At 63.8% G+C, this 24,648-nt stretch carries 25 protein-coding genes; 9 read left to right on the top strand and 16 right to left on the bottom strand.

The features are described 5' to 3' along the window. The first annotated feature begins 17 nt into the window (after window positions 1-17). The gene (locus JWQ24_RS26035; RefSeq protein ID WP_299814676.1) at window positions 18-1,304 is read left to right on the top strand and encodes a DUF4147 domain-containing protein; all 1,287 of its coding nucleotides are present in this window, start codon (window positions 18-20) and stop codon (window positions 1,302-1,304) included. Window positions 1,305-1,466: 162 nt separating this feature from the next. On the opposite strand, the gene JWQ24_RS26030 is transcribed toward JWQ24_RS26035, so the two are convergent. After that, window positions 1,467-1,973 (bottom strand): MarR family transcriptional regulator, encoded by a 507-nt coding sequence (locus JWQ24_RS26030; RefSeq protein WP_299814673.1) that lies wholly within the window; start codon window positions 1,971-1,973, stop codon window positions 1,467-1,469. Window positions 1,974-2,161: 188 nt separating this feature from the next. On the opposite strand from JWQ24_RS26030, the gene JWQ24_RS26025 reads away from it, so the two are divergent. Genes JWQ24_RS26025 through JWQ24_RS26015 form a run of 3 tightly spaced genes read left to right on the top strand, consistent with a single transcriptional unit; the run spans window position 2,162 to window position 5,711 of the window. Beyond that, window positions 2,162-3,202 carry a branched-chain amino acid ABC transporter permease gene (locus JWQ24_RS26025; RefSeq protein WP_299814670.1) on the top strand — a complete coding sequence of 347 codons (1,041 nt, stop codon included), beginning with the start codon at window positions 2,162-2,164 and terminating at the stop codon, window positions 3,200-3,202. Window positions 3,203-3,207: 5 nt separating this feature from the next. Beyond that, the gene (locus tag JWQ24_RS26020) at window positions 3,208-4,983 is read left to right on the top strand and encodes a branched-chain amino acid ABC transporter ATP-binding protein/permease (protein ID WP_299814667.1); all 1,776 of its coding nucleotides are present in this window, start codon (window positions 3,208-3,210) and stop codon (window positions 4,981-4,983) included. Beyond that, window positions 4,980-5,711, top strand: coding sequence for an ABC transporter ATP-binding protein (locus tag JWQ24_RS26015; RefSeq protein WP_299814664.1), 732 nt, complete (start codon window positions 4,980-4,982; stop codon window positions 5,709-5,711). The genes JWQ24_RS26020 and JWQ24_RS26015 overlap by 4 nt, the downstream gene beginning before the upstream one ends. Before the next feature lie 214 nt (window positions 5,712-5,925). On the opposite strand, the gene JWQ24_RS26010 is transcribed toward JWQ24_RS26015, so the two are convergent. The 8 genes from JWQ24_RS26010 to JWQ24_RS25975 all read right to left on the bottom strand — a co-directional run bounded on the left by JWQ24_RS26010 (window position 5,926) and on the right by JWQ24_RS25975 (window position 14,938). Further along, complete coding sequence (locus JWQ24_RS26010; protein WP_299814661.1) at window positions 5,926-7,074, bottom strand: ABC transporter substrate-binding protein; 1,149 nt, start codon at window positions 7,072-7,074, stop codon at window positions 5,926-5,928. A gap of 176 nt (window positions 7,075-7,250) precedes the next feature. Next, window positions 7,251-8,399 (bottom strand): ABC transporter substrate-binding protein, encoded by a 1,149-nt coding sequence (locus JWQ24_RS26005; protein ID WP_299814658.1) that lies wholly within the window; start codon window positions 8,397-8,399, stop codon window positions 7,251-7,253. Between the two features lie 107 nt (window positions 8,400-8,506). After that, window positions 8,507-10,381 carry a feruloyl-CoA synthase gene (locus tag JWQ24_RS26000; protein ID WP_299814655.1) on the bottom strand — a complete coding sequence of 625 codons (1,875 nt, stop codon included), beginning with the start codon at window positions 10,379-10,381 and terminating at the stop codon, window positions 8,507-8,509. A 33-nt stretch (window positions 10,382-10,414) separates the two neighbouring features. Next, entirely contained in the window at window positions 10,415-11,209 is a 795-nt protein-coding gene (locus tag JWQ24_RS25995; protein WP_299814652.1) for a crotonase/enoyl-CoA hydratase family protein, read from the bottom strand. Between the two features lie 177 nt (window positions 11,210-11,386). Then, entirely contained in the window at window positions 11,387-11,848 is a 462-nt protein-coding gene (locus tag JWQ24_RS25990) for a DUF3237 domain-containing protein (protein WP_299814701.1), read from the bottom strand. A 2-nt stretch (window positions 11,849-11,850) separates the two neighbouring features. Beyond that, on the bottom strand, window positions 11,851-13,155 hold the full coding sequence (locus JWQ24_RS25985; RefSeq protein WP_299814699.1) for a TRAP transporter large permease: 1,305 nt from the start codon (window positions 13,153-13,155) through the stop codon (window positions 11,851-11,853). Window positions 13,156-13,165: 10 nt separating this feature from the next. Continuing rightward, window positions 13,166-13,732, bottom strand: coding sequence for a TRAP transporter small permease (locus JWQ24_RS25980; RefSeq protein ID WP_299814649.1), 567 nt, complete (start codon window positions 13,730-13,732; stop codon window positions 13,166-13,168). A gap of 171 nt (window positions 13,733-13,903) precedes the next feature. Next, window positions 13,904-14,938 (bottom strand): TRAP transporter substrate-binding protein, encoded by a 1,035-nt coding sequence (locus tag JWQ24_RS25975; RefSeq protein WP_299814646.1) that lies wholly within the window; start codon window positions 14,936-14,938, stop codon window positions 13,904-13,906. A 273-nt stretch (window positions 14,939-15,211) separates the two neighbouring features. On the opposite strand from JWQ24_RS25975, the gene pobA reads away from it, so the two are divergent. Beyond that, on the top strand, window positions 15,212-16,384 hold the full coding sequence (gene pobA / locus JWQ24_RS25970) for a 4-hydroxybenzoate 3-monooxygenase (RefSeq protein ID WP_299814644.1): 1,173 nt from the start codon (window positions 15,212-15,214) through the stop codon (window positions 16,382-16,384). Between the two features lie 196 nt (window positions 16,385-16,580). Next, complete coding sequence (locus JWQ24_RS25965; protein WP_299814641.1) at window positions 16,581-17,000, top strand: PaaI family thioesterase; 420 nt, start codon at window positions 16,581-16,583, stop codon at window positions 16,998-17,000. On the opposite strand, the gene JWQ24_RS25960 is transcribed toward JWQ24_RS25965, so the two are convergent. After that, entirely contained in the window at window positions 16,975-17,907 is a 933-nt protein-coding gene (locus tag JWQ24_RS25960; protein ID WP_299814638.1) for a LysR family transcriptional regulator, read from the bottom strand. The two genes, JWQ24_RS25965 and JWQ24_RS25960, sit on opposite strands and share 26 nt — an antisense overlap. Window positions 17,908-18,024: 117 nt before the next feature. On the opposite strand from JWQ24_RS25960, the gene JWQ24_RS25955 reads away from it, so the two are divergent. Both JWQ24_RS25955 and JWQ24_RS25950 read left to right on the top strand, forming a co-directional pair. After that, window positions 18,025-18,636, top strand: coding sequence for a pyridoxamine 5'-phosphate oxidase family protein (locus JWQ24_RS25955; RefSeq protein ID WP_299814635.1), 612 nt, complete (start codon window positions 18,025-18,027; stop codon window positions 18,634-18,636). A 75-nt stretch (window positions 18,637-18,711) separates the two neighbouring features. Beyond that, the gene (locus JWQ24_RS25950) at window positions 18,712-19,038 is read left to right on the top strand and encodes a YkgJ family cysteine cluster protein (protein WP_299814632.1); all 327 of its coding nucleotides are present in this window, start codon (window positions 18,712-18,714) and stop codon (window positions 19,036-19,038) included. Window positions 19,039-19,044: 6 nt separating this feature from the next. Here the strand turns inward: JWQ24_RS25950 and JWQ24_RS25945 are convergent, their stop codons facing one another. The 4 genes from JWQ24_RS25945 to JWQ24_RS25930 form a co-directional block, all read right to left on the bottom strand. Continuing rightward, a complete protein-coding gene (locus JWQ24_RS25945; RefSeq protein WP_299814629.1) occupies window positions 19,045-19,479 on the bottom strand; it encodes a hypothetical protein in 435 nt (144 codons plus the stop codon). A gap of 142 nt (window positions 19,480-19,621) precedes the next feature. Next, entirely contained in the window at window positions 19,622-20,026 is a 405-nt protein-coding gene (locus JWQ24_RS25940; protein WP_299814626.1) for a DUF3307 domain-containing protein, read from the bottom strand. Between the two features lie 90 nt (window positions 20,027-20,116). Continuing rightward, window positions 20,117-20,980: a DUF6537 domain-containing protein gene (locus JWQ24_RS25935; RefSeq protein WP_299814623.1), complete on the bottom strand. Its 864-nt coding sequence runs from the start codon at window positions 20,978-20,980 to the stop codon at window positions 20,117-20,119. A 15-nt stretch (window positions 20,981-20,995) separates the two neighbouring features. Further along, complete coding sequence (locus JWQ24_RS25930) at window positions 20,996-21,655, bottom strand: cyclic nucleotide-binding domain-containing protein (protein ID WP_299814696.1); 660 nt, start codon at window positions 21,653-21,655, stop codon at window positions 20,996-20,998. Between the two features lie 140 nt (window positions 21,656-21,795). On the opposite strand from JWQ24_RS25930, the gene JWQ24_RS25925 reads away from it, so the two are divergent. Next, window positions 21,796-22,581 (top strand): enoyl-CoA hydratase/isomerase family protein, encoded by a 786-nt coding sequence (locus JWQ24_RS25925; RefSeq protein WP_299814620.1) that lies wholly within the window; start codon window positions 21,796-21,798, stop codon window positions 22,579-22,581. Window positions 22,582-22,712: 131 nt separating this feature from the next. On the opposite strand, the gene JWQ24_RS25920 is transcribed toward JWQ24_RS25925, so the two are convergent. Then, window positions 22,713-23,390, bottom strand: a complete 678-nt coding sequence (locus tag JWQ24_RS25920; RefSeq protein ID WP_299814616.1) for a nitroreductase — start codon at window positions 23,388-23,390, stop codon at window positions 22,713-22,715. An 8-nt stretch (window positions 23,391-23,398) separates the two neighbouring features. Beyond that, on the bottom strand, window positions 23,399-24,640 hold the full coding sequence (locus JWQ24_RS25915; protein WP_299814614.1) for an acyl-CoA dehydrogenase: 1,242 nt from the start codon (window positions 24,638-24,640) through the stop codon (window positions 23,399-23,401). Window positions 24,641-24,648: the final 8 nt, after the last annotated feature.

The raw sequence follows: 24,648 nt of genomic DNA, 5'->3' as shown, positions 1-24,648 counted from the left end.
TCGGCATAACTCGCAGCATGACCGACACCCGTCCCCTGCTCCGCGCAATCTTCGATGCCGCAGTTGCTGCGGCGCATCCCGATGTCATTCTCGGCGCGCATTTGCCGATGCCGCCGCAAGGCCGCATCATCTGCCTCGCCGCCGGCAAGGCGGCCGGCGCGATGGCCGCCGCGGCGGAAGCGCATTATCTCGATGCGCTGGGGCTGGAGCCCTCCCGGCTCACCGGCATCGCCACCACGCGGCACGGCCACGGCGTGCCTACGCGGCGTATCCAGATTATCGAAGCCGGCCATCCCGTGCCCGACGAGGCCGGATTACGCGGCGCCGATGACAGCCTGAAACTGGCGGCCGAGGCCACCGCCGACGACCTGCTGCTGGTGCTGCTGTCCGGCGGCGGCTCGGCCAACTGGATCGCGCCGGTCGCAGGCATCACGTTCCTGCAAAAGCAGCAGGTGACGCGCGCGCTGCTGCGCTCGGGCGCTGCGATCGGCGAGATCAACACCGTGCGCAAGCATCTGTCACGTATCAAGGGTGGCCGGCTTGCCCGCGCCGGCCACCGCGCCGAAATCCTGACGCTGGCGATTTCCGACGTGCCGCATGACGATCCCGCGGTGATCGCGTCGGGCCCGACGGTGGCGGATTCGACCACGCTGGCCGACGCCCGCGCCATCATCTCAAAATACAATCTCGCCATCGACGACGCCGTGCGCGCCGCATTGGACGACGAAGCCAACGAAAGCGTGAAGCCCGGCGACGCCGCGTTTGCGCGCGCGACATTCAAGCTGATCGCCCGGCCGAAGGAATCTCTGGATGCCGCGATCAAGGTCGCCGCCGAAGCCGGCTATGACATCGTCGATCTCGGCGCCGACCTCGAAGGCGAAGCCCGCGACATCGCGGCGGCGCACGCCAAGCTCGCGCTGCAGGCCCGCGCCGACAACCGCAAGCTCGCGATCTTCTCCGGTGGCGAGTTGACCGTAACCGTCACCGGCAACGGCCGCGGCGGCCCGAACCAGGAATACGCGCTGGCGCTGGCGGACCTGCTGAAAGATACGCCTGGCGTATCGGCTCTGGCGGGCGACACCGACGGCGCCGATGGCGGCGCGGGCTCTGCGGACGACCCGGCCGGCGCGCTGATCGACGCCCGGACCTTTGCGGCGATGCGCGCCCAGGATCTCGATCCCGCGGCCTACCTGAAAAACAACGACGCCACCGCGTTCTTCACAGCCACCGGCGATCTGCTGCACTCTGGCCCGACGTTGACCAATGTGAACGACGTCCGGGCGATTCTGGTGGAGCGGGAGTAGCGCGCTGTCGTTCCGGGACGGGGGCGGCTTCAGCCGCGAGCGAACCTCAACCGCTCCAATTGGAGCGGCTGGGAACCCCGACATGTCAAAACAGCTCGAGGTTCCGGGCCTGCGCCATCCGGCTTCGCCGTCTGTCGCATCCCGGAATGACAGCTAGGAAAATCAGAACTCCGCTGCGATCTTCGCCAGCATCCCCAGCAACGCCGCATGGTCGGCCGGACCGAGCAGTTCGATCAGCCGGGCCTCGTGCCGCGTGGCGACCAGTTTCTTGGCGCGGTTGAGCGTGGCTCGTCCCTTGTCGGTGAGCGTCAGTACGTGGGAGCGGCGGTCACTGGGCGAGCGCATCCGGGTCAGCAGGTCGCGACTCTCCAGCGCATCGAGCATCGCGACGAAGTTCGGCCTGAGGATGCCGAGCGTATTGGCGATCTCGGTCTGGTTGCGTCCGGGATTGTTGTCGAGCAACAGCAGCACCGAAAACTGCGCCGGCGTCAGCTGCAGCGGCGCCATGCAGCGCAAAAAGTCCTCGAACACCTTGAGCTGCGCGCGCTTCAGCGAATAGCCGAGCAATTCGGACAATTCGCCCATCTGCAGCGGCGCGACATCGAGCGCCGGTTCCAGCGGCACTTGGCGTTTCAGCGCGTCGCCCGCGGTGGTTTTGGAAGCAGCCATCGTTGAATTCACCCGACGCCACCAAGAGGTGGACAACAATCCGTTCAAAGCCCGCGGGCCTTGAGGTTATGATCGATAATCGTTATAAAACATATCAAATATACGGCGGGTTTCAACTGCCGTTGCTGATCGTCGTGCGCTTGTGTTAACCGCGGCACGCACATGACATGGTGGGGGAGCGTCCGGCCTTGAACACGACGATTTTGCTGTTCCTGTTACAGGACGGCATAACCAATGGCGCGATCTACGCGCTGCTCGGCCTGGCGCTGGTGCTGGTGTTCGCGGTCACGCGGGTCATCCTGATCCCGCAGGGCGAATTCATCACCTTTGGCGCGCTGACCTATGCCAGCCTCTCGGCCGGCCAGGTGCCGGGCACGATCCGGCTGGCGGTCGCGATGGGCGTGGTCGCGTTCGGCTTCGACCTCTTCACATCCCGGAAATCGCTGCAGGCCAGGCGGGTGCTGCGGGCTTTCACGGTCAACATCGTGTTTCCTCTGGCGATCTGGGGCGTCACGCTGGCGCTGGCCGGCCATCAGGCGGGCGTCGCGGTCAACATCACCCTGTCGCTGCTGATCGTCGCCGCGATCGGGCTGTACCTCTACCGCATCGCGTTTCAGCCGATCGCCCACGCCTCCGTACTGGTGTTGCTGATCGCCTCGGTCGGCTGCCATCTCGCTTTGCAGGGCTTCGGCCTGGTGTTCTTCGGCGCCGAGGGCCAGCGCGCACCGGCGCTGTCCAGCGCCGTCCTGACGCTGGGGCCACTGCGCTTCACCGGCCAGAGCATCGCCGTCTATGCCATCACCATCGCGCTGATCGTCGGCCTCTGGCTGTTCTTCGGCTTCACTTTGTACGGCAAGGCGCTGCGCGCCACCGCGGTCAACCGGCTCGGCGCCCGCCTCGTCGGCATCCGCACCTCGCTCTCCGGCCAGATAGCGTTCCTGCTGGCCTCGGTGATCGGCGCGATCTCCGGCATCCTGATCATCCCGATCACCACGCTGTATTACGACACAGGCTTCCTGATCGGGCTGAAAGGCTTCATCGCCGCCATCATCGGCGGTCTGGTCAGCTATCCGCTGACCGCCGTGGCGGCGCTGGTGGTCGGCATCGTCGAGGCGTTCTCGTCGTTCTATGCCAGCAACTTCAAGGAGGTCATCGTCTTCACGCTGATCCTGCCGGTGCTGGTGCTGCGCTCGCTGGCCGCGCCCGCGGTCGAAGAAGAGAAGGATTGAGCGCGATGAACCAGCGTCTCCTTCCGATCTTCCTGTTCACCGCATTGATGGCGGTGATCCCCTTCATTCCCGGCATGCCGCCGTTCTGGCTCGTGCTGCTCGACAATATCGGCCTCGCCGCTTTGGTGGCGATGGGCCTGGTGATCCTGACCGGCGTCGGCGGCCTCACTTCGTTCGGCCAGGCCGCGTTCTGCGGCTTCGGTGCCTACACCACGGCAGTGCTGACCACGACCTACGGCCTGTCGCCCTGGCTGACGCTGCCACTGTCCCTGATCGTCAGCGGCGCCGCCGCCGTGCTCCTCGGCCTCATCACCGTGCGGCTCTCCGGCCACTATCTGCCGCTCGGCACCATCGCCTGGGGCATCAGCCTGTTCTATCTGTTCAGCAAGCTGGAATTCCTCGGCCGCAATGACGGCATCTCCGGAATTCCACCGCTGTCGGTCGGAACGCTGAAGATGCTCGACCCCGGCACGATCTATTTCCCGATCTGGATCGCGGTGATCGTCAGCGCGCTGCTGTCGATGAACCTCCTGGATTCCCGCACCGGCCGCGCCATCCGCGCGCTGCGCCGCGGCCATGTCGCTGCCGAAGCCTTCGGCGTACAGACCGCGCGCGCCAAGCTCCTGGTGTTCATCTATGCCGCAGTGCTCGCCGGCCTGTCCGGCTGGCTCTACGCGCACTTCCAGCGCGCGGCGAACCCGACGCCGTTCGGCCCGCAGGCGGGCATCGAATATCTGTTCATCGCCGTGGTCGGCGGCGCCGGTTACGTCTGGGGCGGCGTGCTGGGTGCTGCAATCGTCGTGATCCTCAAGGAAGTGCTGCAGAGCTATCTGCCGATGATCTTCGGCGGCGGCGGCGGCCAGCTCGAGACCATCGTGTTCGGCATCCTGCTGGTCGGGCTGCTGCAACTGGCGCCGACCGGGATGTGGCCGTGGCTGACCTCACTGCTGCCGTTTGAAAGCAAGCGCAAACGGCCCGATACTTCGGCGGAATTGCCGCCGCGGCTGGTGCTCCATGCAGAATCCGGCGTGCTGCTGCAGGTCGACAAGGCGCGCAAGCAGTTCGGCGGCGTGATCGCCGTCAACGACGTGTCCTTCAACGTGCAGGCGCGTGAGATCGTAGCGCTGATCGGCCCCAACGGCGCCGGCAAGAGCACAACGTTCAACCTGATCACCGGCGTGCTGGCGGCGACCGCAGGCCAAATTTCCGTGCGCGGCCAAAGCGTCGATGGCGCCGCGCCGCAGGAGATCGTCAAGCGCGGCATCGCCCGCACCTTCCAGCACGTCAAGCTGGTGCCCGACATGACTGTGCTGGAAAATGTCGCGCTCGGCGCGCATCTGCGCGGCCGCGCCGGCGCCATCAGCAGCATGTTGCGGCTCGACCGTGCCGACGAGGCCAAGCTGCTGGCGGAAGCCGCGCGCCAGATCGAACGCGTTGGCCTCGGCGACCAGATGGAGCAACTCGCCGGCTCTCTGTCGCTCGGCCAGCAGCGCATCGTCGAGATCGCGCGCGCTCTGTGCGTCGATCCGATGCTGCTGCTGCTCGACGAGCCCGCCGCCGGCCTGCGCCACATGGAGAAGCAGCAGCTCGCCGCTTTGCTGCGCCAGTTGCGCGACGGCGGCATGTCGGTGCTGCTGGTCGAGCACGATATGGGCTTCGTGATGGATCTCGCCGACCGCATCGTGGTGCTGGATTTCGGCACCAAGATCGCAGAAGGCACGCCATCCGCGATCAAGTCCAATCCCGATGTCATCAAGGCCTATCTCGGAGCGGTCGCATGAGTGCTCTCTTGTCCGTTACCGACGCCCATGTCGCCTATGGCAAGGTCGAGGCCGTGCGCGCCGTCAATCTCGAGGTCCGCGACAACGAGATCGTCACCATCATCGGGGCCAACGGCGCCGGCAAGACCACGCTGCTCAACGCCGTGATGGGTATCCTGCCGCTGAAGGGCGGCGTTAGCTTTCAGGGCGCGGACGTATCCCGGCAGGACATCGAGGACCGCGTCGCTGCCGGGCTTTGCCTGGTGCCGGAGCATCGCGAATTGTTCGGCACGATGAATGTCGAGGACAATCTGCAGCTCGGCGCGTTCCGCATCGACAAGGCGACCGCTTCGCGCTCTTTCGAGCGCGTCTACACGCTGTTTCCGCGACTCAAGGAACGCCGCAAGCAGCTCGCCGGCACGCTCTCCGGCGGCGAACAGCAGATGCTGGCAATGGGCCGTGCGCTGATGGGCGCACCAAAGCTCTTGATGCTGGACGAGCCGAGCCTCGGCCTCGCCCCGATCATCGTCGCCGACATCTTTCGCATCGTCGCAGATTTGAAGGCTGCCGGCGTCTCGGTGCTGCTGGTCGAGCAGAACGCGCAGGCCGCGTTGAAGATCGCCGACCGGGCCTATGTGATGGAGCTCGGCGAGTTCATCCTGGACGGCGATGCGCGCGACATCGCCAGCAACCAGCGCGTGGTGGCCAGCTATCTCGGATTTCAGCACGAGGGTGCGAGCGCGGTTTGAGTTTCGTCGAAGCCGTCGTCCTGCCTAAAGCTGTCGTTCCGGGGTGCGAGCAGCGAAAGCTGCGAGCGAATCTCAGCCGCTCCGATTGGAGCGGCTGAGGAACCTCGACATGGGACGTTGAACATCTCGGGATTCAGGGCCTGCATCAGCCGGCTTCGCCGTCTGCTGCATCCTCAGCCAAGCCAATTGGCGTGGCTGAGGATGACAGCGCGCCCTACTCCGCCGGAACGTACTTGCCGCCCTTCACTGTCAGCAGGATGCGCGAGCGGTCGTCGACGCCGTTACGGTCCTTGTCGGTGAAGTTGTAGACACCCTGGCTGGCAGCCATTTCCTTCTCGGACAGCAGCGCCTGACGGATAGCTTCACGAAATTCCGGCGTGCCGGGCTTGGCGGTCTTCAGCGCGGTCGGAAGAACGCGCTTCAGAATTTCGAACGCATCATATGCGTGGCCGGCGAACTGGTTGCGGCTGTTGGCGCCGTACTTTCCTTCGTAGGCGGCGTTGAGCGTCAGGCCGGGCTTCTTGGTCAATGCCGAATCGGGCTGACCTTCCGGGTTCATCGCCGGGCCGGACGCCATCAAGACGCCCTCGGCGGATTTTCCGGCGATGCGGATGAAGTCCATCGAGGCAGCACCATGGGTCTGGTAGATCAGCCCCTTGTAACCGCGGTCCCGCAATTCCGACTGCGGCATGCCAGCGCCGGCGCCAGCCGCACCGATCAGGATCGCGTCGGGATTGGCGGCGACCAGCTTCAGGGCCTGGCCAGTGATCGAGGTGTCCGGCCGGGCGAAGCGCTCGTCGTCGACGATCTTCATGCCCATCGGCGCGGTCTGCTCCTTGAAGTCATTGAACCAGATGTCGCCGTAAGAATCGGAATAGCCGATATAGCCGAGCGTCTTCACGCCCTTGGCCTTCATGTGGTCGTACATCACCTTGCCGACGATCGCGACCGGCTGCGGCATGTCCACCGACCACTTTTCACGCGCCGGGGTGAACGGCATCGGCGACAGGCTGAAATGCGGAATGCCGGCCTCGTTGGCGACGGTGGACATCGCCACGCTCGACGGCACGATCGAAGAGCCGATCATCACATCGGCCTTGGCCTCGGTGACAAAGCGGCGCGCATTGGTGGTGGCGGTGGCCGGATCGCCGCCGTCATCCAGCACGATCAGCTTCAGCGGCACGCCGCCGATTTCCTTCGGCACGAATTCCAGCACGTTGCGCTCCGGCACGCCCAAAGCGGCGGCGGGGCCGGTGGTGGAGAGGCTGAGGCCGATGGTGATCTCGGAGGTCTGGGCGCAAGCCGGCGTGGCGAGCGCCAGCGTGGCGGCGACGGCCGCGAGGGCCAGATGAAGCTTGGACATTAACGTTTCTTTCTCGTGGAACACAGGTGAGCAAAAGCAAAGGCCGGCCCTCTGGCGAGGGCCGGCCTTATTACTCGGTTCTGCTGGACGGGCAAAGGCGCTCTGGCGCCGTGCCCACCACTTCAACGTGCCGCCGGAGTGGGTTGATCCCTACCCCGCGCCGTCGCGTGGCGTGTCTACTGCGCCGGGATGTACTTGCCATCCTTGACGGTCAGCAGGATCCGGGCGCGGTCGTCGACGCCGTAGCGATCTTTCTCGGTGAAGTTGTAGACGCCCTGGCTGGCAGCCATTTCCTTCTCGGACAGCATCGCCTGGCGGATCGCTTCGCGGAATTCCGGCGTGCCGGGCTTGGCGGTCTTCAGCGCCACCGGGATCAGGCGCTTCAACAACTCGAAGGCGTCGTAGGAATGGCCGGCGAACTGGCTGCGGCTGTTGGCACCGTACTTGGCCTCATAGGCCGCGTTGAGCGCGAGGCCGGGCTTCTTGGTCAGCGCCGAATCGGGCTGGCCTTCCGGGTTCATCACCGGGCCGGACGCCATCAGCACGCCTTCGGCCGAGGCGCCGGCGATGCGGATGAAGTCCATCGAGGCGGCGCCGTGGGTCTGGTAGATCAGCCCCTTGTAGCCGCGCGCGCGCAATTCGGATTGCGGCAGGGCCGCAGCCGTGCCGGAAGCGCCGACCAGCACCACATCGGGATTGGCAGCCAACAGCTTCAGCACCTGGCCGGTCACCGACGTATCCGGGCGCGCAAAGCGCTCCTCGGCGGTGATGGTCATGCCCATCGGCCCGGTCTGGGTCTTGAGATCGTTGAACCACAGGTCGCCGTAAGAATCCGAATAGCCGATATAGCCGATGGTTTTGACGCCCTTGGCCTTCATATGGTCGTACATCACCTTGCCGACGATCGGCACCGGCTGCGGCATCCCGACCGACCATTTGGCGCGCTCGGGCGTGATCGGGAACGGCGCCAGGCCGAAATGCGGAATGCCGGCCTCGTTGGCGACGGTCGAGACCGCGATGGTCGGCGGCGTGATCGACGAACCCATAATGATATCGGCCTTGGACTCGGTGACGAAACGCCGCGCATTGGTCGTCGCAGTGGTCGGATCACCGCCGTCGTCGAGCACGATCACCTTCAGCGGCACGCCGCCGATTTCTTTCGGCACGAATTCCAGCGAATTGCGCTCGGGAATGCCCAGCGCCGCCGCCGGGCCGGTGGTGGACACGGTGATGCCGATGGTGATCTCGGGGGTCTGTGCCTGCGCCACTCCGGCGACGGCCAGCGAGGCAGCGACAGCCGCGATCGCCAAACTGAGTCTGGTCATTGGTTTCTCCCTGGTGGTTTTGTTTTTATAATTTGGTCTTAAGCAAGTTCGAACGCGTAATCAGCCCCTTCTTTAGGTCAGGGCGGTGGTAAAGTCAGCCCCGCGGCTCAGGTCGTAATGACGCTGGCCGTCCCGGCATATATCGCCTCGATCAGTTCGGCGCGATGCTCCAGCACCGCGCGCTGGTTGACCGAGCCTTTGTCGGTGACTTCGCCGCGGTCGATCGACAGTGGCGTATCGAGCAATACCGCGCGGGCGATCCGGGTCGAGGACCCCGTCGATCCCGCCATGAACTGTACCAGCCGGTCGCGAAAGGCGTCGCGGATCAAGGGATCGGCGGTCGCGGCGGCGAGATCGTTCAGCGGCAGCGCCGGGTTGATCAGCCGGCAGCCGTCGAGATCGAGGATGACAAGGGCCGAAAGCTCGTCGCGGTTGATGCCGGCGATCACGACGTCGCGGACCAGCGGCGCGCAGGTGGCGACGAAGCGCGCGCGCAGCGGGCCGACGCTGACCCAGGTGCCGGAGCCGAGCTTGAAATCCTCGGATATGCGGCCGTCGAAATCGAACCCGGCGGTGAAATCGTCGGGATCGACCGGCTTCAGCGCGTCGCCGAAGATGTAGTAGCCTTCCTCGTCGAAGGCCTTCGCAGTCAGCTCCGGCTGGCGCCAGTAGCCCGGCGTGATGTTCGGCCCCTTGGCGCGGACTTCCAGTTTGCCGTTGTTCGGCACCAGCTTGGCTTCATTCCCCGGCACCGGCAGCCCGACATGGCCGGAGCGGCTGGTGGCGGGGGTCACAGACATAAAGTACGGCGAGGTTTCGGTGGCTCCGAGCCCGGTCAGCATCGGTACCCGCGCGCCCGTGGCCAGCACCGAGAGCTCGTCGAGGCTGTTCCAGACATAGGGTGACAGGCCGGCGCCGCTGAAGAACATCGCATGCAGTTTCGAGAAGAACTTCGTGCGCAACTCGGCGTCTTCGCGCAGATAAGGAAGCAGCGACTCGTAGCCCTTCGGCACGTTAAAATACACCGTCGGCGAAATTTCCCGGAGATTGCGGATGGTCTGTTCGATGCCCGCCGGCGTCGGCTTGCCGGCGTCGAGATACATCGAACCGCCATTGAGCAGCGTCAGGCCGATATTGTGGTTGCCGCCAAAAGTGTGATTCCACGGCAGCCAGTCTATAATCACGGGCGGCTCGTCTTTCAGGAACGCCATCGTATCGCGGATCATGATCTGGTTGGCGCACAGCATCCGCTGGGTATTGATGACCGCCTTGGGGTTGCCGGTCGAGCCTGAGGTCAGCAGAAATTTGGCGATCGTATCGGGACCGATAGCGTCGTGCACGACGTCGAGATCGGCGGCCTCCGGCGTCACCAGCAATTCGCCTAGCATGGTGACGTCGCGATCCGGCAGCACGCCGCGCGACACCACGACCTCGGCGTCCTCCGGGACATTGAGGCGGATCGCGTCGGCAAAGGGGGCGGCATCATCGACGAAGACGAGGCCGGGCGTCAGCAGCTTCATGAGATACGAGAGCTTGCCGTAGTCCTTCGATATCAGCGAATAGGCCGGCGACACCGGCGCAAACGGAATCCCGGCATACAGCGCACCGAAAGCGATCAGTGCGTGATCGAGCGAATTGCCGGACAGGATCACGATCGGCCGATCGGCCGACAGGCCGCGCGCCAACAACGCCGAGGCGATCCGACGCGCCGCATCGAGCATCTGCGCATAGGTGATTTCGCGCCAGCCACCGGCCTCGGCGCGCTCGGCCATGAAGACGCGGTCAGGCGCTTCGCGCGCCCAATGATGCAGCCGGTCGGTGATACGGACCGGATAGTCGCCGAGTGCGGTGGCCGGGCGGATATAGATGGTGCCGTCGTCACGACGATCGATCGTGATGCCGATATCGCCGAACGAGATCGGGCGCAGCGGATGCGCCGTATTCGCTATGGTCTGATCGCCTTTTGCGGCTGTTGCAGACATGTTGTTTCGACCCTGGTTTATAGTTCGGAGAGATCAGCCGGGCTTGACCTTGCCCGCCTTGCGATCAAGGAAATCACGGATGCGCTTCTTGGCCTCCTGGTCGCTCTGGGCTACGCTGGCCATCAGCGCCTCCAGCATCAGCCCGGTCTGCGGGCTGGCTTCGGCGATCAGCGGCAGCGCCTGCAACACAGCAAAATTCGTCAGCGGCGCATTTTGCGCGACGCGTTCGGCGAGTTCGACCGCCTTGGCCAGCGCGCCGCCCTGCTCCGTCAGATATTGCGAGAATCCGAGCCCCACGCCTTCGGTCGCGGTGTAGACCCGGCCGGTCAGCATCATGTCCGCCATCCGCGCCACGCCGACCAGCCGCGGCAGCCGCACCGATCCGCCGCCGCCGACGAAGATGCCGCGCTGGCCTTCCGGCAGCGCGTAATAAGCAGTGGGGTCAGCAACCCGGATATGACACGCGCAGGCGAGTTCGAGCCCGCCGCCGATCACCGCGCCCTGCAGCGCCGCAATAGAGGGTACGCGAGCATGCTGGATGGCGTCGAACACGCGGTGCCACATCCTGGAATGCATCAGTCCGGCAGTAGCGTCACGCTCGGACAGCTCGGAGAGGTCGAGGCCTGCGGAAAAATGCGCGCCGATACCGTGAAACACGACGGCGCCGATGGCTTCCGGCAGCGCGGCGAAGGTGCGCTCGATCTCAAGGATAATGCCGTCGTTGAGCGCGTTGCGCTTCGCCGGCCGGTTCAGGCCGATGGTCATCACGCGACCGACGGTGTCGATGGTCAGGAGCGACGGAGCGGTGGTGGAGGTAGCATCGGTCATGGCAGGGAATAGGTCCTAACTGGAATAATTATACGTTATAACTAATTTGACGTGAGTCAATCTTGCACTGCGGTACGATGACTCGCCTCTTTCCCTCTCCGCTCGAAGCGAAGCTTCGCTAACCGGGCGACGGTGGACCGGACGAAGCCCGGGCCGGGACAGGGGAAGCAACGCCGCTCACAACACCTGATGCACCGCGATCTCCACGCGGTCCGGATGCCTTGCGCCGACGCCGATGAACAGGTGCTGCATCAGCCAACGATAGTTCGGGCTGCCTGTCTCGAATTTCGGCACCGAGCGGAAATAGATCAGATCGGGATCGACGATCTCGCCGCGCGCGATGCGGTCGAGGGCTTCCTTCGGGCCGAAGCGCATGCCGATATTGTCGATGTAGATCACCGCGCCGTCGTCCATCTCGAAGGCATATTTGGCTTCGAGTTCGGTGAAGCCGTCCGGCCGGATGGTCTGGAAATCCGCGCCGACCGGGTAGATCGTGCCATGCATCCCCTCGCCGCGCACTTCGCCACCGAGAATCGGGATGACGCGGCGCAGGCCGTGACCGAGTTCGCCGGCCACGATCGGCACGCCGATCTTGATGGCGAGAGTGAAGACATACTTCGTCTGGAGTTGTGGCGTCATGGTCATCCGATCATCCGCATGGGCAGCCAGGTGGCGATCAACGGGAACAGCACCAGCAGCACCAGCCGGATCAGGTCGGTGACGACGAAGGGCAGCACGCCCTTGAAGATGGTGGACATGCTGACGTCCTTGATCACGCTCTTGATGACGAACACGTTCATGCCAACCGGCGGATGGATCAGACCGAGTTCGACCGTCATGACGATAACGATGCCAAACCAGATCGGATCGAAGCCGAGCGCCATCACCACCGGAAACACGATCGGCACGGTGAGGATCACCATGGCCATCGCGTCCATCAGGCAGCCGAGCACCAGATACATCAGCAGGATCAGCGCCAGCACGCCGTAGCGGCCGATGCCGAGACTGGTGAGGAATTCGGTGACGTGCTGCGGCGTCTGCGTGATGGTGAGAAAATAGCCGAAACACAAAGCGCCGATCAGCACGGTGAACACGGCCGCCGCCGTGCGCGTCGCCTGCAGCAGCGATTGCAGGATGCCCTCCTTGTTCAGCTTGCCGCGAAGCACGCCGATGATAAAGGCGCCAACCGCGCCGACCGCGCCGGCCTCGGTGGGGATGAAGAAGCCGCCATACAGCCCGCCGATCACGAACACGAACAATAGCAACGGTGACCAAACGTCGCGGATCGCCAGCGCGCGCTCGTGCCACGACGCCTTCGGCCCCGCCGGCAGGAAGTCCGGCTTGACGACGCCGATGATAGCGATGGTGATCATGTGCATCACGATCGCCAGCAGGCCGGGCACGATGCCGGCGATGAACAATTTGCCGATGTCCTGCTGGGTGATGATGCCATACACCGCCAGCACCGTGGACGGCGGCAGCATCGCACCGAGCGTGCCCCCGACCGCAATCACGCCCGTGGCGAAGCTTTGCGGATAGTTGAAGCGCCGCATTTCCGGATAGGCCACGGCAGAGAACGTCGCGGCGGTCGCTACCGACGAGCCGGAAATCGCGGCAAAGCCGCCGCAGGCGGCGATGGTGGCGATGCCGAGCCCGCCCTTCCAGTGGCCGACAAAGGTGTTGGCGGCGCGGAACAGTTCGCGACTGATGCCGGACACCGAGACGAAGGCGCCCATCAGCAGGAACATCGGGATCACGCCGAAGGAATAGTCCGTCACCGTGCGCATCGTGGTCTGGCCGACCAGCTTCAGCGCCGGCGCAAAGCCGGTGAGATAGCCAAAGCCGGTGATTCCCACGAGACCCATCGCCATGCCGACCGGCACGCGCAACAGCATCAATATGAACAGGCTGACGAACCCGATCAGCGCGACCGCTTCATTGCTCAATTCCATGCGATCACTCTGCCGTATTGATTTTGGGATCGTGCATCTGATCGGGGTGGAAGATCAGCCTGTAGGTCCGGAACGCGATCAGCAGCACGGCGGCGCCGTCGCCGATCCAGGACACCAGAAAGAACGGCCAGATCGGCAACTGCAGGTCCATCGTGACGATGTTGCTGTTGTAGGTGTCGACTACCTTGTCGAACAGCGTGTAGGTCTGCACGCTGACCACGAACAGCAGCACCAGCGTCGCAAACACGTCGATCCATCGCTGGTATTTTGGCGTGGCGTTGGCCCAGACGAGATCGACGGTGATGTGCGAGCCGCGATACGAGGTCGCGGCGATGCCCCAGAAGATCAGGATGCCGAGCAGAAACTGGCCGACATTGTAGTAATCGGGGATCGTCACGGCAAAGAATTTGCGCATGAACACCGCGATGAAGGTGTTGAGCGCGACGATGCCGACGAACAGGGCTGCGATCCATTCGATGGAATCGATGAAGCGGTCCATAACGTTCTTGCGCGGCGGGCCAAGCGGCCCACCGACGACACCGTCAGTAGTGATTTCGGGAGTAGCGGTCATGATGACTGGTTCAATTTTTTATCCCGAAGGTCGGCCATTCCGGGGCGCGAGCAGCGTCAGCTGCGAGCGAACCCGGAACCCCGAGAGGGTAACGAACATCTCTGGGTTCCGGGTCTGCACTCCGACCGACTGCGCCGGTCAGAGCGCATCCCCGAATGACAGATTGGTGCCTTACAGCCCCGCGTCGAACTTCTTCAGCGCCGCCTTCAATTCCGCGTCGATCGCATCCGCATCGCCGCCGGCTTTCTTCACCGCCGCCGCCCAGCTGGCGTGCAGCGGTTCGACGCCCTTCTTCCACTCGGCGAGCTGTTCCGGCGTCAGCTTGTAGACCTCGTGGTCTGGCAGCGCCTTCATCTTGACGCGGCCGTTGGCCTCGAAATCGACCCAGGGATCGGTGACCTTGGACGCCCATTCCGGCGTGCAGTGGTCGTCGATGATCTTCTTCTGGCCATCCGACATCGAATTATATTTGGCGAGGTTGATGTTGTAGGTGAACACCGTGGCATAAAGCGGCACGTCGATGTGATACTTGACGACCTTGTCGATGCCGAACAGGAAGATCGAGCCCCACGGGAAGGCGATCTCGTCGGCGACGCCGCGCTCGATCGCGTCGCGCGATTCCGGCGCCGAAGCCTGCACGTTGGTGCCGCCGAACAACTTGACCATTTCGCCGATCGTGCTCTGCGCCGGACGCACCTTCACGCCGTTGAGATCGGCGGGCACCAGGATCTTCTTCTTGCCGTGCAGCGAGCCTGGATCGTGGATGAAGGCGAAGCACAGCTTGGTGTCCTTCATCTCGGTCTTGGCGTATTTCTGGTACCATTCGTTGAGCGCCAGCGTTCCCTTCTTGCCGTCGGCGAACACGAAAGGCAATTGCCCCGCGGCGACGATCGGGAAGCGGCCGGGCTGATAGCCGGGGTTGATGTAGGTGATGTCGGCGATGCCGTCGCGCGCCATGTCGTAATGGTCGAACGCCTTGCCTAGCTGCTCGGAGGGGAACACCGACATTTTGATCGTGCCGCCCGAGGCCTTCTCGATATCGGCGGCCCAGGCCTGCGTGGCCGGCACCAGCGGATGCGCCGGCGGCACCCACAACGAGACTTTCATGGTGACGGTCTTGTCCTGCGCCAGAGCAGGATGGATGGCAGATGTGACTGCAGGTATCGCGCACGCAGCCACAAGCAACGCCAGAATGGCTTTCCTCATCGACGTATTCTCCCGGTCTAAATTATGTTTTTCGCCGGACTTTGATCGTCCCGCTGTTATTTGATTAACATGTTATCTAACTGGCAAGCCGTTGCAAGATCGATGATGCGGGGGATCGACATTTTCTCCCCCGGAAGAACAAGCCTCGACTAGGCGCTTGAGAATATTGTTATATGATATAATCATCATTGCAAGCTGGGCCTCCGAGGCCTGCGCTTGACTCACAACCAGCCGCGTTCGACACCGGACCGACACTATCGCGGGAGCTTCACGTTGCGGACAAAAGTAGCCATCATCGGCGCCGGCCCGGCGGGCATGCTGCTCGGACAACTTCTGCATTCCTATGGAATCGACAACGTCATTCTGGAGCGCAAGGACCGCGACTACGTGCTGGCGCGCATCCGCGCCGGAGTGCTCGAACAGGGCACCGTCGGCCTGCTGGAAAAGCTCGGGATCACTGAGCGGCTGCAGCATGAGGGGCTGATCCACGACGGCATCGAATTGCTGTTCGGCGGCGTCCGGCACCGCATCGACCTCAAGCACGCCTCCGGCGGCAAGGTCGTCACCGTCTACGGCCAGACCGAAGTCACCCGCGACCTGATGGACGCCCGCGCCACGGCCGGGCTCACCACTATCTACGATGCCGACAATGTCAGCCTGCATGATTTCGACGGCGACCGGCCGCGCGTGCGCTACGTCAAGGATGGCGTCAGCCACGAGATCGCCTGCGACTTCATCGCCGGCTGCGACGGCTTCCATGGCGTCTCCCGACAGAGCGTGCCGGCGGACGCCGTGAAGACGTTCGAGCGGGTCTACCCGTTCGGCTGGCTCGGCCTGCTGTCGGATACGCCGCCGGTGTCGCCGGAACTGATATACACCAACCACGAACGCGGCTTCGCTTTGTGCTCGATGCGCTCGCCAACCCGCAGCCGCTACTATGTGCAGTGCGCATTGGACGAAAAGGTGGAGGACTGGTCCGACGACCGGTTCTGGGACGAATTGCGCTCCCGGCTTGACCCGGAAGCTGCAGAGGCGCTGGTCACCGGCCCTTCGCTGGAGAAGAGCATCGCGCCGCTGCGCAGCTTCGTCGCCGAGCCGATGCGGTTCGGCAAACTGTTTCTCGCCGGCGACGCCGCGCACATCGTGCCGCCGACCGGCGCCAAGGGGCTGAACCTCGCCGCTTCCGACGTACATTACCTGTCGCAGGCGCTGCGCGAATTCTACGACGAGAAGTCGTCGGCCGGGATCAACGGCTACTCCGCGCGCGCGCTCCAGCGGGTGTGGAAGGCGGTTAGGTTCTCGTGGTGGATGACCTCGATGATGCACCGCTTCCCCGACAATGACGGCTTCGCCACCAAGCTGCAGCAGGCCGAACTGGACTATGTCGTACATTCGGAAGCCGCGACTTCCGCGCTGGCGGAGAACTATGTGGGGCTGCCGTACTAATTGAAACGCCGTCATTGCGAGCGCAGCGAAGCAATCCAGAGAGCGGAGGCTCGGAAAGACTGGATTGCTTCGTCGCAAGAGCTCCTCGCAATGCCGGAAGGGAGCGTGGCCCGGGCCGCTCGCGTTTTAAACTTTGTTGGCGTGGTGTTCGTGCGCGTTTGGGTTCAATGAAACGGCAACGAACCGGATGCCCGTAATGACCGACACCGACATTCCCGATGGCTTCGCCCGCCACACCCGCAGTTCTCCGCTGACCGAGCCGTGGGAGCCGATCTATTCCAAATCCACCGACCGCGCCGTGCTGATCGGGCTGCGTCTGACGCGGCCGCATACCAATTCGCGCGGTATGGCGCATGGCGGATTGATCACGTCGCTGGCCGACAATGCCATGGGCATGAGCTGCGGCCACGTGATCGGCGGCGGGGCCCGGCTGGTGACGGTCAACCTGTCGGTCGATTTTCTGGGACCCGCGCAGGTCGGGCAATGGCTGCAGGTCGAGAGCGACGTGATCAAGACCGGCAACCGGCTTTGCTTCGCGCAGGCGCTGGTCACCGCCGACGGCGTGCCCTGCGCGCGTGCCAACGGCACTTTCAGCGTGGCCCAGCCGAAGGTCTAACGGAGAATTTGCGCACGTCGAAATTCCAGTTGCAGGTTTCGGCCGTGAGGTCGATGAAGGCACGAACTTTGGCCGACAACAGGCGCGATGTCGGATAGACGATATGGATCGGCATCGCGGGCCGTTCAAAACGGGACAGAACCGTCTTGAGACGCCCTGCCGCAAGCGCCTCCGCTGCCTGATAGGCGAGCACGCTGGTCAGACCGCCGCCGCGTTCGGCATGCCAGATCGCCGCATCAGCGACGTTGCAGGTAAAGCGCGGCGTGTGCGCCACGCGGATATCCTCGCCGTTCTCGACGAAACGCCATTCGGGAGGCACTGCGACGCCGCCAAACTGAATGGTATCGTGAGCCGAGATGTCCTTCGGCAGCTTCGGAGTGCCGCGACGGGCAAGATAGTCAGGCGACGCGACCACGATACGCCGCATGCTGCCAACGACTCGCGCGACCAGACTTGAATCTGCGAGATGGCCGATCCGCACCGCAGCATCGACGCCGTCCTCCACCAGATTGACGAGGTGGTCGGTCAACCGCAATTCGCCACTGACGTTCGAATAACGCTGAAGGTAGAGCGACATCAGCGGCGTAACGTGAATACGCCCGAACCCCACGGGCGCCGAAACGATCAGACGCCCGTTCGGCTGGGTACGTTCCGCCTGCGCCGCGCTCTCGGCTTCTTCGACATCTCCCAGGATGCGGCGGGCCCGCTCGAGATAGCGCGCGCCGATATCGGTCAACGTCACCGAGCGCGTGGTCCGCTGCAGCAGGCGCGCGCCGAGTCGATCTTCGAGTGCGGCGACGTAACGGGTCACGGCGGAAGCCGACAGCCCGAGCTTGCGCGCGGCTGGAGCGAACCCCTTGAGGTCCGCCACCGCGACGAAGGTCGTCATAGCTTCGATCCTATCCATCCCGTTATTTCATATCCTGCAATAATGAACTGTCAATTGAGACGATTATGGCGGGCGCAGGAGCGCCCTATGTTGGTGCGATCGGGGCGGTGCAGCTCTGTTTGAAAGGTCGGACCGATGTCAGACGTTCACACCTACTCAAGCGACGTGGCCTTCAGCGCCGCGGTCAAGGCGATCCAGGCCCGCAAGGGGTCGCGAAAAGCCTATGCGCATGTCGAGGAGAATGGCGGTTGGCGTACCGAGATCGATGACAATCTAGCGGCCTTCCTTGCCGAGACCGACAGTGTGTTCTTCGCCACCGCCAGCGCCGATGGGCAGCCCTATATCCAGCATCGCGGCGGGCCTAAAGGGTTCATCAAGGCGCTCGACGGGCACACGCTGGGATTTGCCGACTACAGCGGCAACAGGCAGTACATCACGCAGGGCAACCTCGCTGAAAATCCCAAGGCCAACATCTTCATCATGGACTTTGCCCATCGCCGCCGCGTCAAGCTGTGGGGCACCGCGCGCGTGGTCGAGGACGATGCGGCATTGCTGAAGTCGTTGATGCCGCAGGATTACAAGGCGCGTCCCGAGCAAGCGATCCTGTTCACCATCGCGGCATGGGATACCAACTGCCCGCAACACATTCCGCAGAAGTTTGACGCTCCCGATGTGGCGGCTGCACTGGCGTCGCGCGACGCGCGGATCGCCGAACTGGAAGCAGAACTGGCGAAGCCGAGGGGATAGACGCCGCTCGCGTCATTGCGACGTCGCGACGATGCTGCCCTGTATCCGGCGGGGATTTTCGCGTAGACAGCCGCGATGGAAACCGCCACCGCCCTGCCCGATGACGTCGGCCCTTGCCAGGCCTGCGGCGCCTGCTGTTCGTATTCCAGCAACTGGCCGCGCTTCACCACCGAAGATGACGCCGATCTGGATCTGATTCCGGAAAAATTCGTCAATGACAGGCTGTCCGGGATGCGCTGCGAGGGCGATCGCTGCTCGGCGCTGACCGGCAAGGTCGGCACGCATACCGCCTGCGGGATCTATGCGATCCGGCCGGAAGTGTGCCGGACCTGCCTGCCCGGCGATCCCGAATGCGACATGGCGCGGCGCCGGCATGGCATGCCCGCACTGGTCATGCCGTAACGGCGCTCAGGCCGTAACGTAGGTACCCTGAACAACCGACGGGGTCGCTTCCTCGGCGACGTCTTCGTCGATCTCGTCATCGACCGCCGTGAAGGTCGAAAGCGGCTTGGTCGACAGCGTGATCGCCTTGCGGTTGCCGTAGGAAGACGCAGCCGCGGGACGCGACACCGCGGTTTCGTGCGACAGCGCATACAGCGTCGAGCCGACGCGGCCGCCAAGCTGCATCAGTTCGCGTTCGTCGCAGCTCGCGGCGATGGCGATGGCCAGCGAATGCAGGTGGCTTCGACGGTAGCAGAACAGCGCCAGCATCGCACGCACATCGGACGAAACACTCTCGACGAGCTGCGGCAGGCCATTCTCGCTGGCCCGGTACATCGCACCGAGCAGATCTTCCTGGACCGGGCAGAAATCGTTTTCAAAGGCTTGTCGGCTGGACCACATGGCATTTCTCCTCGATGATGAGGATGCCGCGCAATTTCCTAACGAGGGGTTAACCAAGACCCTTTTCAGCGTTACGCCCCCTTGAATTTGGATTCCGAATCAGACAATCACCGCCGCATTTCGGCCGTATTGGAACCCGTGATCAGGCGTTCGCAACGATCAGGATGGCCAGCAGGAAGTCCGTAACGTGGTGCAGCGCCTGATCCACACCAAGCAGCCACCAGAACCAGGGGTGGCCGGGAGTGATCTGGTAGCGGGCGACCAGAAACCCCTTGATGCGATCGATCGTGATGTGAATCGCAAAATCGATCAGGCCGATGAACCACAGTTTCGGCTGCACGGCGGCGACCAGCGCCGTGGTCAGCACACCGTGAATGGCGACATGCGTCAGCAGCGGCAGCGCCCAGCCGGTCTTCTGGTCCTTGCCGATCGCCATCCAGGCGTTTTGCAGAAAGAAGTCGGCGATGACATGCTTGACCGTGAGGGCGAGCATCCAGGCAATCAGCGCGCCCAGAGCGATCGACGATGAGAGTGCGGGAAACGACAAAGGGATGTCCTTCTCACCGGGCCAGCGAACAGATCGTAATCTGCGCGCACCCATTTATGACATTGCGGAACCCGAAATGCATCGGTTCCTTTATCCGCCTTCCACAGGAGACGAAGGAAGAAGAGCACCCGCCCGGATCTCCGCAATGATCTTGCGCAATTCATCACCCTTCGGATCGCGCGGCGCGTGGCTGGCCTGCGTGATGGCGGCGGCGAGGTCCGGCAGAAGCAGCCCCCCATCGAATACCGGCTTCGCCAGCCCGTCGATGATCTGGTGCCAGGCCGCCACACCATGCCGATAGCCGGTACCGTAGCCTTCGATCATACTGGCGGTCTGGACAACGGCGCCGGCCGCATCGGGCTGCCTGGTCAGCGCGCGATCGATCATATGAAGCCAGCGCCCGACCCAGACGCGCTCGGTGGCATATCGCACCGACAGCCGCCGCGAACGACGCAGCGACGCTTCCCCCCTCAGGCGCAGCAAGCTCCACCAACCGGCATTGCTAAAGCGGATAGGCACCGTGCGGTGCGAACAGCCGATCCGTTCGACAGCCCATAACAGCGGCTCGCCGACGATCGCCGGCAGCGCCGACAGCAATTCGTCGCAGCGAAAGCGGCGGACGTCGACTGCGGCGCGGCCGTGGCGCGGCGGCTCGCGCAGCTTGAGTTGCGCGATGCGGATGGCGTCGTGATAAGCCATCCGCTCCGCCAGCAGACGGGCGATCTCGCCGAACAGCGCGTCATCGACGCCGCGGCGACCGACGAAGCGGCGCAGCCGGTCGCAATAGAGCTGCGCATAGGCCGCCCCCTGATAGTCGGTCAGCAGCGCCACACCGGCGTTCGCAACGGGCAGCACGGCCTCCGGCAAGCCAGCCGGCAAAACCGCCGGTGCGGATTGGTCCGGCCCCGCCAGTTCAGTGAGCGTGTTGCGGATGACGTTGATGAAGCCGGGCACGGCGGTTCCCGATGCTCAGGCGCGCTGCGCTGCGCCCGCGATCAACGGCGCCTCGAACTGCGCCAGCCGCGTTTCCAGTTTGCCTATATTCTCGAACAAGCGCGCCGAGGCGAGCTTGAGGAAGAAAAATCCGAATTCCGGGTTCTGCACATAGAGCTCCTCGACCTGGCTGTAGCTGACGGCGAGCACGTCTCCGGCCTCGATGCATTCCAGCGTCTGGGTGCGTTCGTTGCTGGGCGACAACATGCCGAGTTCGCCGACAATGGCACCCACCGGCAGTTCAATCTCGGATTCGACCAGCCGATATCTCCCGCTGACGATATAGAACATGTCCTCGGCTTTTTCGTCCTTGTAGAACAGCACCTCGCCGGTCCGGCAGCGCCGCTTGGTCATGAACGGCTTCAGCCATTCCATCGACAGGTCGGAGGACACCGACTTCTTCACGTCGCGGACCAGTTGCAGCATCTGGTGCAGGCGATAGCCGTTCAGCGGCAGCAGCACCGCATGCAGCGCCATCACAGGATAGTTGTGCGTCGGGATCGAGATGGCGATCAGCAGCAAATTACTCAGGACGCCGAACACCCGCAGCGGGATCATGGTCCGCATGGTGCAGGTCGCCAGCACGAAGATCGTGGCGAAGACGGTGCCAGCGTGTTGCAGGTAGGAGAGATCCATCGGAGCCAACCGTTTCCAGGAGGGGCGTAGTTTGGCGGCACTATAGCCGAACTCGGCGGGGATTACCGCCCCGCAACCGGCAGCGTTGACGCGCCGGGTCGGCGCGGGCACGGTCCGCGCCCCAGTCCAAGGAGAACGACATGTCGGAAACGACGGCCCCCGCATCATTGCCCATCCTGACCGTCGACGGCCCCCGCGCCACCATCCGGCTGAACCGCCCGAAACATTTGAACCGACTGCAGCAAAGCGATCTCGACCACCTCCTCGTGCTGTTCGACCAGATCGAGGCCGATCCGGCGATCCGCGTGATGGTGCTGACCGGCACCGGCCGCGCCTTCAGCGCCGGCTTCGATCTGGGCTCGATTGCCGAGCGCTCGCAGAGCGAACCGCAGCAACAGAGTGCCGGCTCATCCTTCGAGATCGTCGCCAACCGGCTCGAGGACATCGCCCTGCCGACGATCTGCCGGCTCAACGGCGGTGTCTACGGCGGCTCCACCGACCTCGCGCTGGCCTGCGACTTCCGCATCGGCGTGGACACGTCGGAGATGTTCATGCCGGCAGCAAGGCTCGGGCTGCATTACTACAAAGGCGGCATCAAGCGTTACGTGACGCGGCTCGGCGTCGATAACGCCAAGCGGCTGTTCCTGACCGCACAGAAACTGGACGCCTCCGAGATGCTGCGAATCGGCTACCTCACAACGTCGGTGCCAGCCGAGGCGTTGGACGAGGAAGTGGACAAGCTTGCCACGATCCTCGCCGGCAACGCGCCCCGCGCCATGGCCGGCATGAAGCGCGCGATCAATGAATTCGCTCGCGGCGAACTCGATGAAGCTGCCGCCGACCAGCGCGCCCGCGACAGCATGCGCGGCGACGAGATCAAGGAAGGGATTGCGGCGTTCGGGGAGAAGCGTGCGCCGAGCTTTTAATTGTCATTCCGGGGCACGCGAGCGTGAGCTCGTGCGAGCCCGGAATCTCGACATGATAGAGCACTTCTGGATTCCGGGTCCGCCCGCATACGACTTCGTCGCACGCAGGCGCCCCGGAATGACATTCTCCCCTATTCCACAAACGTCGCGACTTCAGGCAATGCCGCCCGCGTTGTGCGATAGCCGTTGACCTTGTTCTCTCCGTCGGCAAAGCCGAACGAGATGCAGCAGACGACGCGGCGGTCGTCACCCATGCTGAAATGTTTTCGCACCACCGCGGAATGAAACGCCAGTGCCGCCTGCGGCACGGTGGCCAGGCCCAGCGCCTGCGCCGCCAGCATGAAACTGGTGACATAGCCGCCGCAATCCACTGCGCCGTAGACGCCAAGCGCCTCGTCGGTGGTGATAATGGCCACATGCGGCGCGCCGAAGAAGTTGAAATTTTCCAATGCCTGTTTGGCGTAGGCCGCCTTGTCGCCGCGCACGATGCCCAGCGTGTTGTAGAGTTGGAAGCCGCTCTCACGGCGGCGGTCTTGATAGACACCGCGGTATTCGCGCGGAAACGGAAAATCGCCGGTATTCGGCGTCCCCGCCGCGGCGACCGGATAAACGGCGTCGCGGAATTTCTGTGTCGCTTCTCCGGACGTGATCGTCACCTGCCACGGCTGGCTGTTGCACCACGAGGCCGTCTTTTGCGCGGCGGCGAGAATGCGCTCAATGGTCACGCGCGGCACCTGCTCGGGCTTATAGGCGCGGCAGGAATAGCGCGCAGATAGCAGGGTCTCCAGCGTGTCGATGGGAGCGGTCATATTCGGCCTTATCTGCCCTTCGTCGGGATCTTGTTGAACGGCACGTCCTTGTCGACGCGAATGTCACCGGGCAGACCTAGCACGCGCTCGGCGATGATGTTGCGCAGGATCTCGTCGGTGCCGCCCGCAATGCGGATCGAGGGCGATTGCAGGATCATCGCCTGAAACGCGCCGGCAGCCTCGGCATCCTGGTCCGTCAGCGCACCCGAAGCACCCTGCAGGTCGGCGGCGAACATCGCGATGTCCTGCAGCATTGCGCCAGACACCAGCTTGCCGATGGAATTTTCAGGACCCGGCCGGTCGCCCTTCGACAGCGCCGAGATCGCCCGGTAGCTGGTGTATTTCAGGCCGGAATTCTTCACCGCCCAACTCGCCAGCTTGGAGCGCACCGCGCGGTCGTCGATCGCCGGGCCGTCCTCCAGCATCAGATTGCTGGCGAACTCGAACAGTTCGGGAAAGCCGGTGGAGAGCCGCGCGCCGATCGACATACGCTCGTTCATCAAGGTCGTCAGCGACACGTTCCAGCCGTCGCCGACCGCGCCGAGCCGCTGGCTGTCCGGGATCTTCACGTTGGTGAAGAACACCTCGTTGAATTCCTGCATGCCGTTGGCCTGCTTGATAGGCTTGACCTCGACGCCCTCGCTCTTCATGTCGAGGAAGAACATGGTGAGGCCCTTGTGCTTGGGCACGTTGGGATCGGTGCGGGTGATCAGGATGCCGTAGTCGGAATAGTGCGCGCCGGAGGTCCAGATCTTCTGGCCGTTGACGATCCAGCCATCGCCATCCTTCTCGGCTCGCGTACGCAGGCCGGCGACGTCGGAGCCACCCGCCGGCTCGGAGAACAGCTGGCACCAGACTTCTTCGCCGGAGGCCAGCGGCGGCAAGTATTTACGCTTCTGCTCCTCATCGGCATAGGCCATCACGGTGGGGCCGCACATGCCCTGGCCGATCGCGAAGGGACGCGACAGCTTGTCGTAGACGCCCTCCTCCTGCTGCCAGATCACGCGCTCGATCGGCGTGGCGCCGCGGCCGCCATATTCCTTCGGCCAGTGCAGGCAGGCCCAGCCGGCATCGGCCTTCTTCTTTTGCCAGGCTTTCGAGACCGTGATCATCGCGTCGCGCTTCTCGCTGGCGCGCTCGGCCGATGGCTTTGTCAGCTCAGCCTCAAGCTCCTTCGGCGCATGCGCCGCGATCCAGGCGCGGGCTTCGGCGCGGAAGACTGCTTCCTGCGGGGTGTCATCAAAATTCATGTACTCGT

The organism is Tardiphaga sp. (assembly GCF_028290495.1).
Classification (GTDB): Bacteria; Pseudomonadota; Alphaproteobacteria; order Rhizobiales; family Xanthobacteraceae; genus Tardiphaga.
This window is presented reverse-complemented; position numbering and strand designations above follow the sequence as displayed.

What these genes read in the sequence shown, in the direction of transcription:
- JWQ24_RS25955 (WP_299814635.1), top strand. Translation starts at nt 18,025, where the DNA reads ATGTCAGACGTTCACACCTACTCAAGCGACGTGGCCTTCAGCGCCGCG.
- JWQ24_RS25975 (WP_299814646.1), bottom strand. Translation starts at nt 14,938, where the DNA reads ATGAGGAAAGCCATTCTGGCGTTGCTTGTGGCTGCGTGCGCGATACCT.
- JWQ24_RS26030 (WP_299814673.1), bottom strand. Translation starts at nt 1,973, where the DNA reads ATGGCTGCTTCCAAAACCACCGCGGGCGACGCGCTGAAACGCCAAGTG.
- JWQ24_RS26020 (WP_299814667.1), top strand. Translation starts at nt 3,208, where the DNA reads ATGAACCAGCGTCTCCTTCCGATCTTCCTGTTCACCGCATTGATGGCG.
- JWQ24_RS26015 (WP_299814664.1), top strand. Translation starts at nt 4,980, where the DNA reads ATGAGTGCTCTCTTGTCCGTTACCGACGCCCATGTCGCCTATGGCAAG.
- JWQ24_RS26035 (WP_299814676.1), top strand. Translation starts at nt 18, where the DNA reads ATGACCGACACCCGTCCCCTGCTCCGCGCAATCTTCGATGCCGCAGTT.
- JWQ24_RS25915 (WP_299814614.1), bottom strand. Translation starts at nt 24,640, where the DNA reads ATGAATTTTGATGACACCCCGCAGGAAGCAGTCTTCCGCGCCGAAGCC.
- JWQ24_RS25925 (WP_299814620.1), top strand. Translation starts at nt 21,796, where the DNA reads ATGTCGGAAACGACGGCCCCCGCATCATTGCCCATCCTGACCGTCGAC.
- JWQ24_RS25995 (WP_299814652.1), bottom strand. Translation starts at nt 11,209, where the DNA reads ATGACCGATGCTACCTCCACCACCGCTCCGTCGCTCCTGACCATCGAC.
- JWQ24_RS25990 (WP_299814701.1), bottom strand. Translation starts at nt 11,848, where the DNA reads ATGACGCCACAACTCCAGACGAAGTATGTCTTCACTCTCGCCATCAAG.
- JWQ24_RS25930 (WP_299814696.1), bottom strand. Translation starts at nt 21,655, where the DNA reads ATGGATCTCTCCTACCTGCAACACGCTGGCACCGTCTTCGCCACGATC.
- JWQ24_RS25965 (WP_299814641.1), top strand. Translation starts at nt 16,581, where the DNA reads ATGACCGACACCGACATTCCCGATGGCTTCGCCCGCCACACCCGCAGT.
- JWQ24_RS25945 (WP_299814629.1), bottom strand. Translation starts at nt 19,479, where the DNA reads ATGTGGTCCAGCCGACAAGCCTTTGAAAACGATTTCTGCCCGGTCCAG.
- JWQ24_RS26000 (WP_299814655.1), bottom strand. Translation starts at nt 10,381, where the DNA reads ATGTCTGCAACAGCCGCAAAAGGCGATCAGACCATAGCGAATACGGCG.
- JWQ24_RS25980 (WP_299814649.1), bottom strand. Translation starts at nt 13,732, where the DNA reads ATGACCGCTACTCCCGAAATCACTACTGACGGTGTCGTCGGTGGGCCG.
- JWQ24_RS26005 (WP_299814658.1), bottom strand. Translation starts at nt 8,399, where the DNA reads ATGACCAGACTCAGTTTGGCGATCGCGGCTGTCGCTGCCTCGCTGGCC.
- JWQ24_RS25950 (WP_299814632.1), top strand. Translation starts at nt 18,712, where the DNA reads ATGGAAACCGCCACCGCCCTGCCCGATGACGTCGGCCCTTGCCAGGCC.
- JWQ24_RS26010 (WP_299814661.1), bottom strand. Translation starts at nt 7,074, where the DNA reads ATGTCCAAGCTTCATCTGGCCCTCGCGGCCGTCGCCGCCACGCTGGCG.
- JWQ24_RS25960 (WP_299814638.1), bottom strand. Translation starts at nt 17,907, where the DNA reads ATGGATAGGATCGAAGCTATGACGACCTTCGTCGCGGTGGCGGACCTC.
- JWQ24_RS25920 (WP_299814616.1), bottom strand. Translation starts at nt 23,390, where the DNA reads ATGACCGCTCCCATCGACACGCTGGAGACCCTGCTATCTGCGCGCTAT.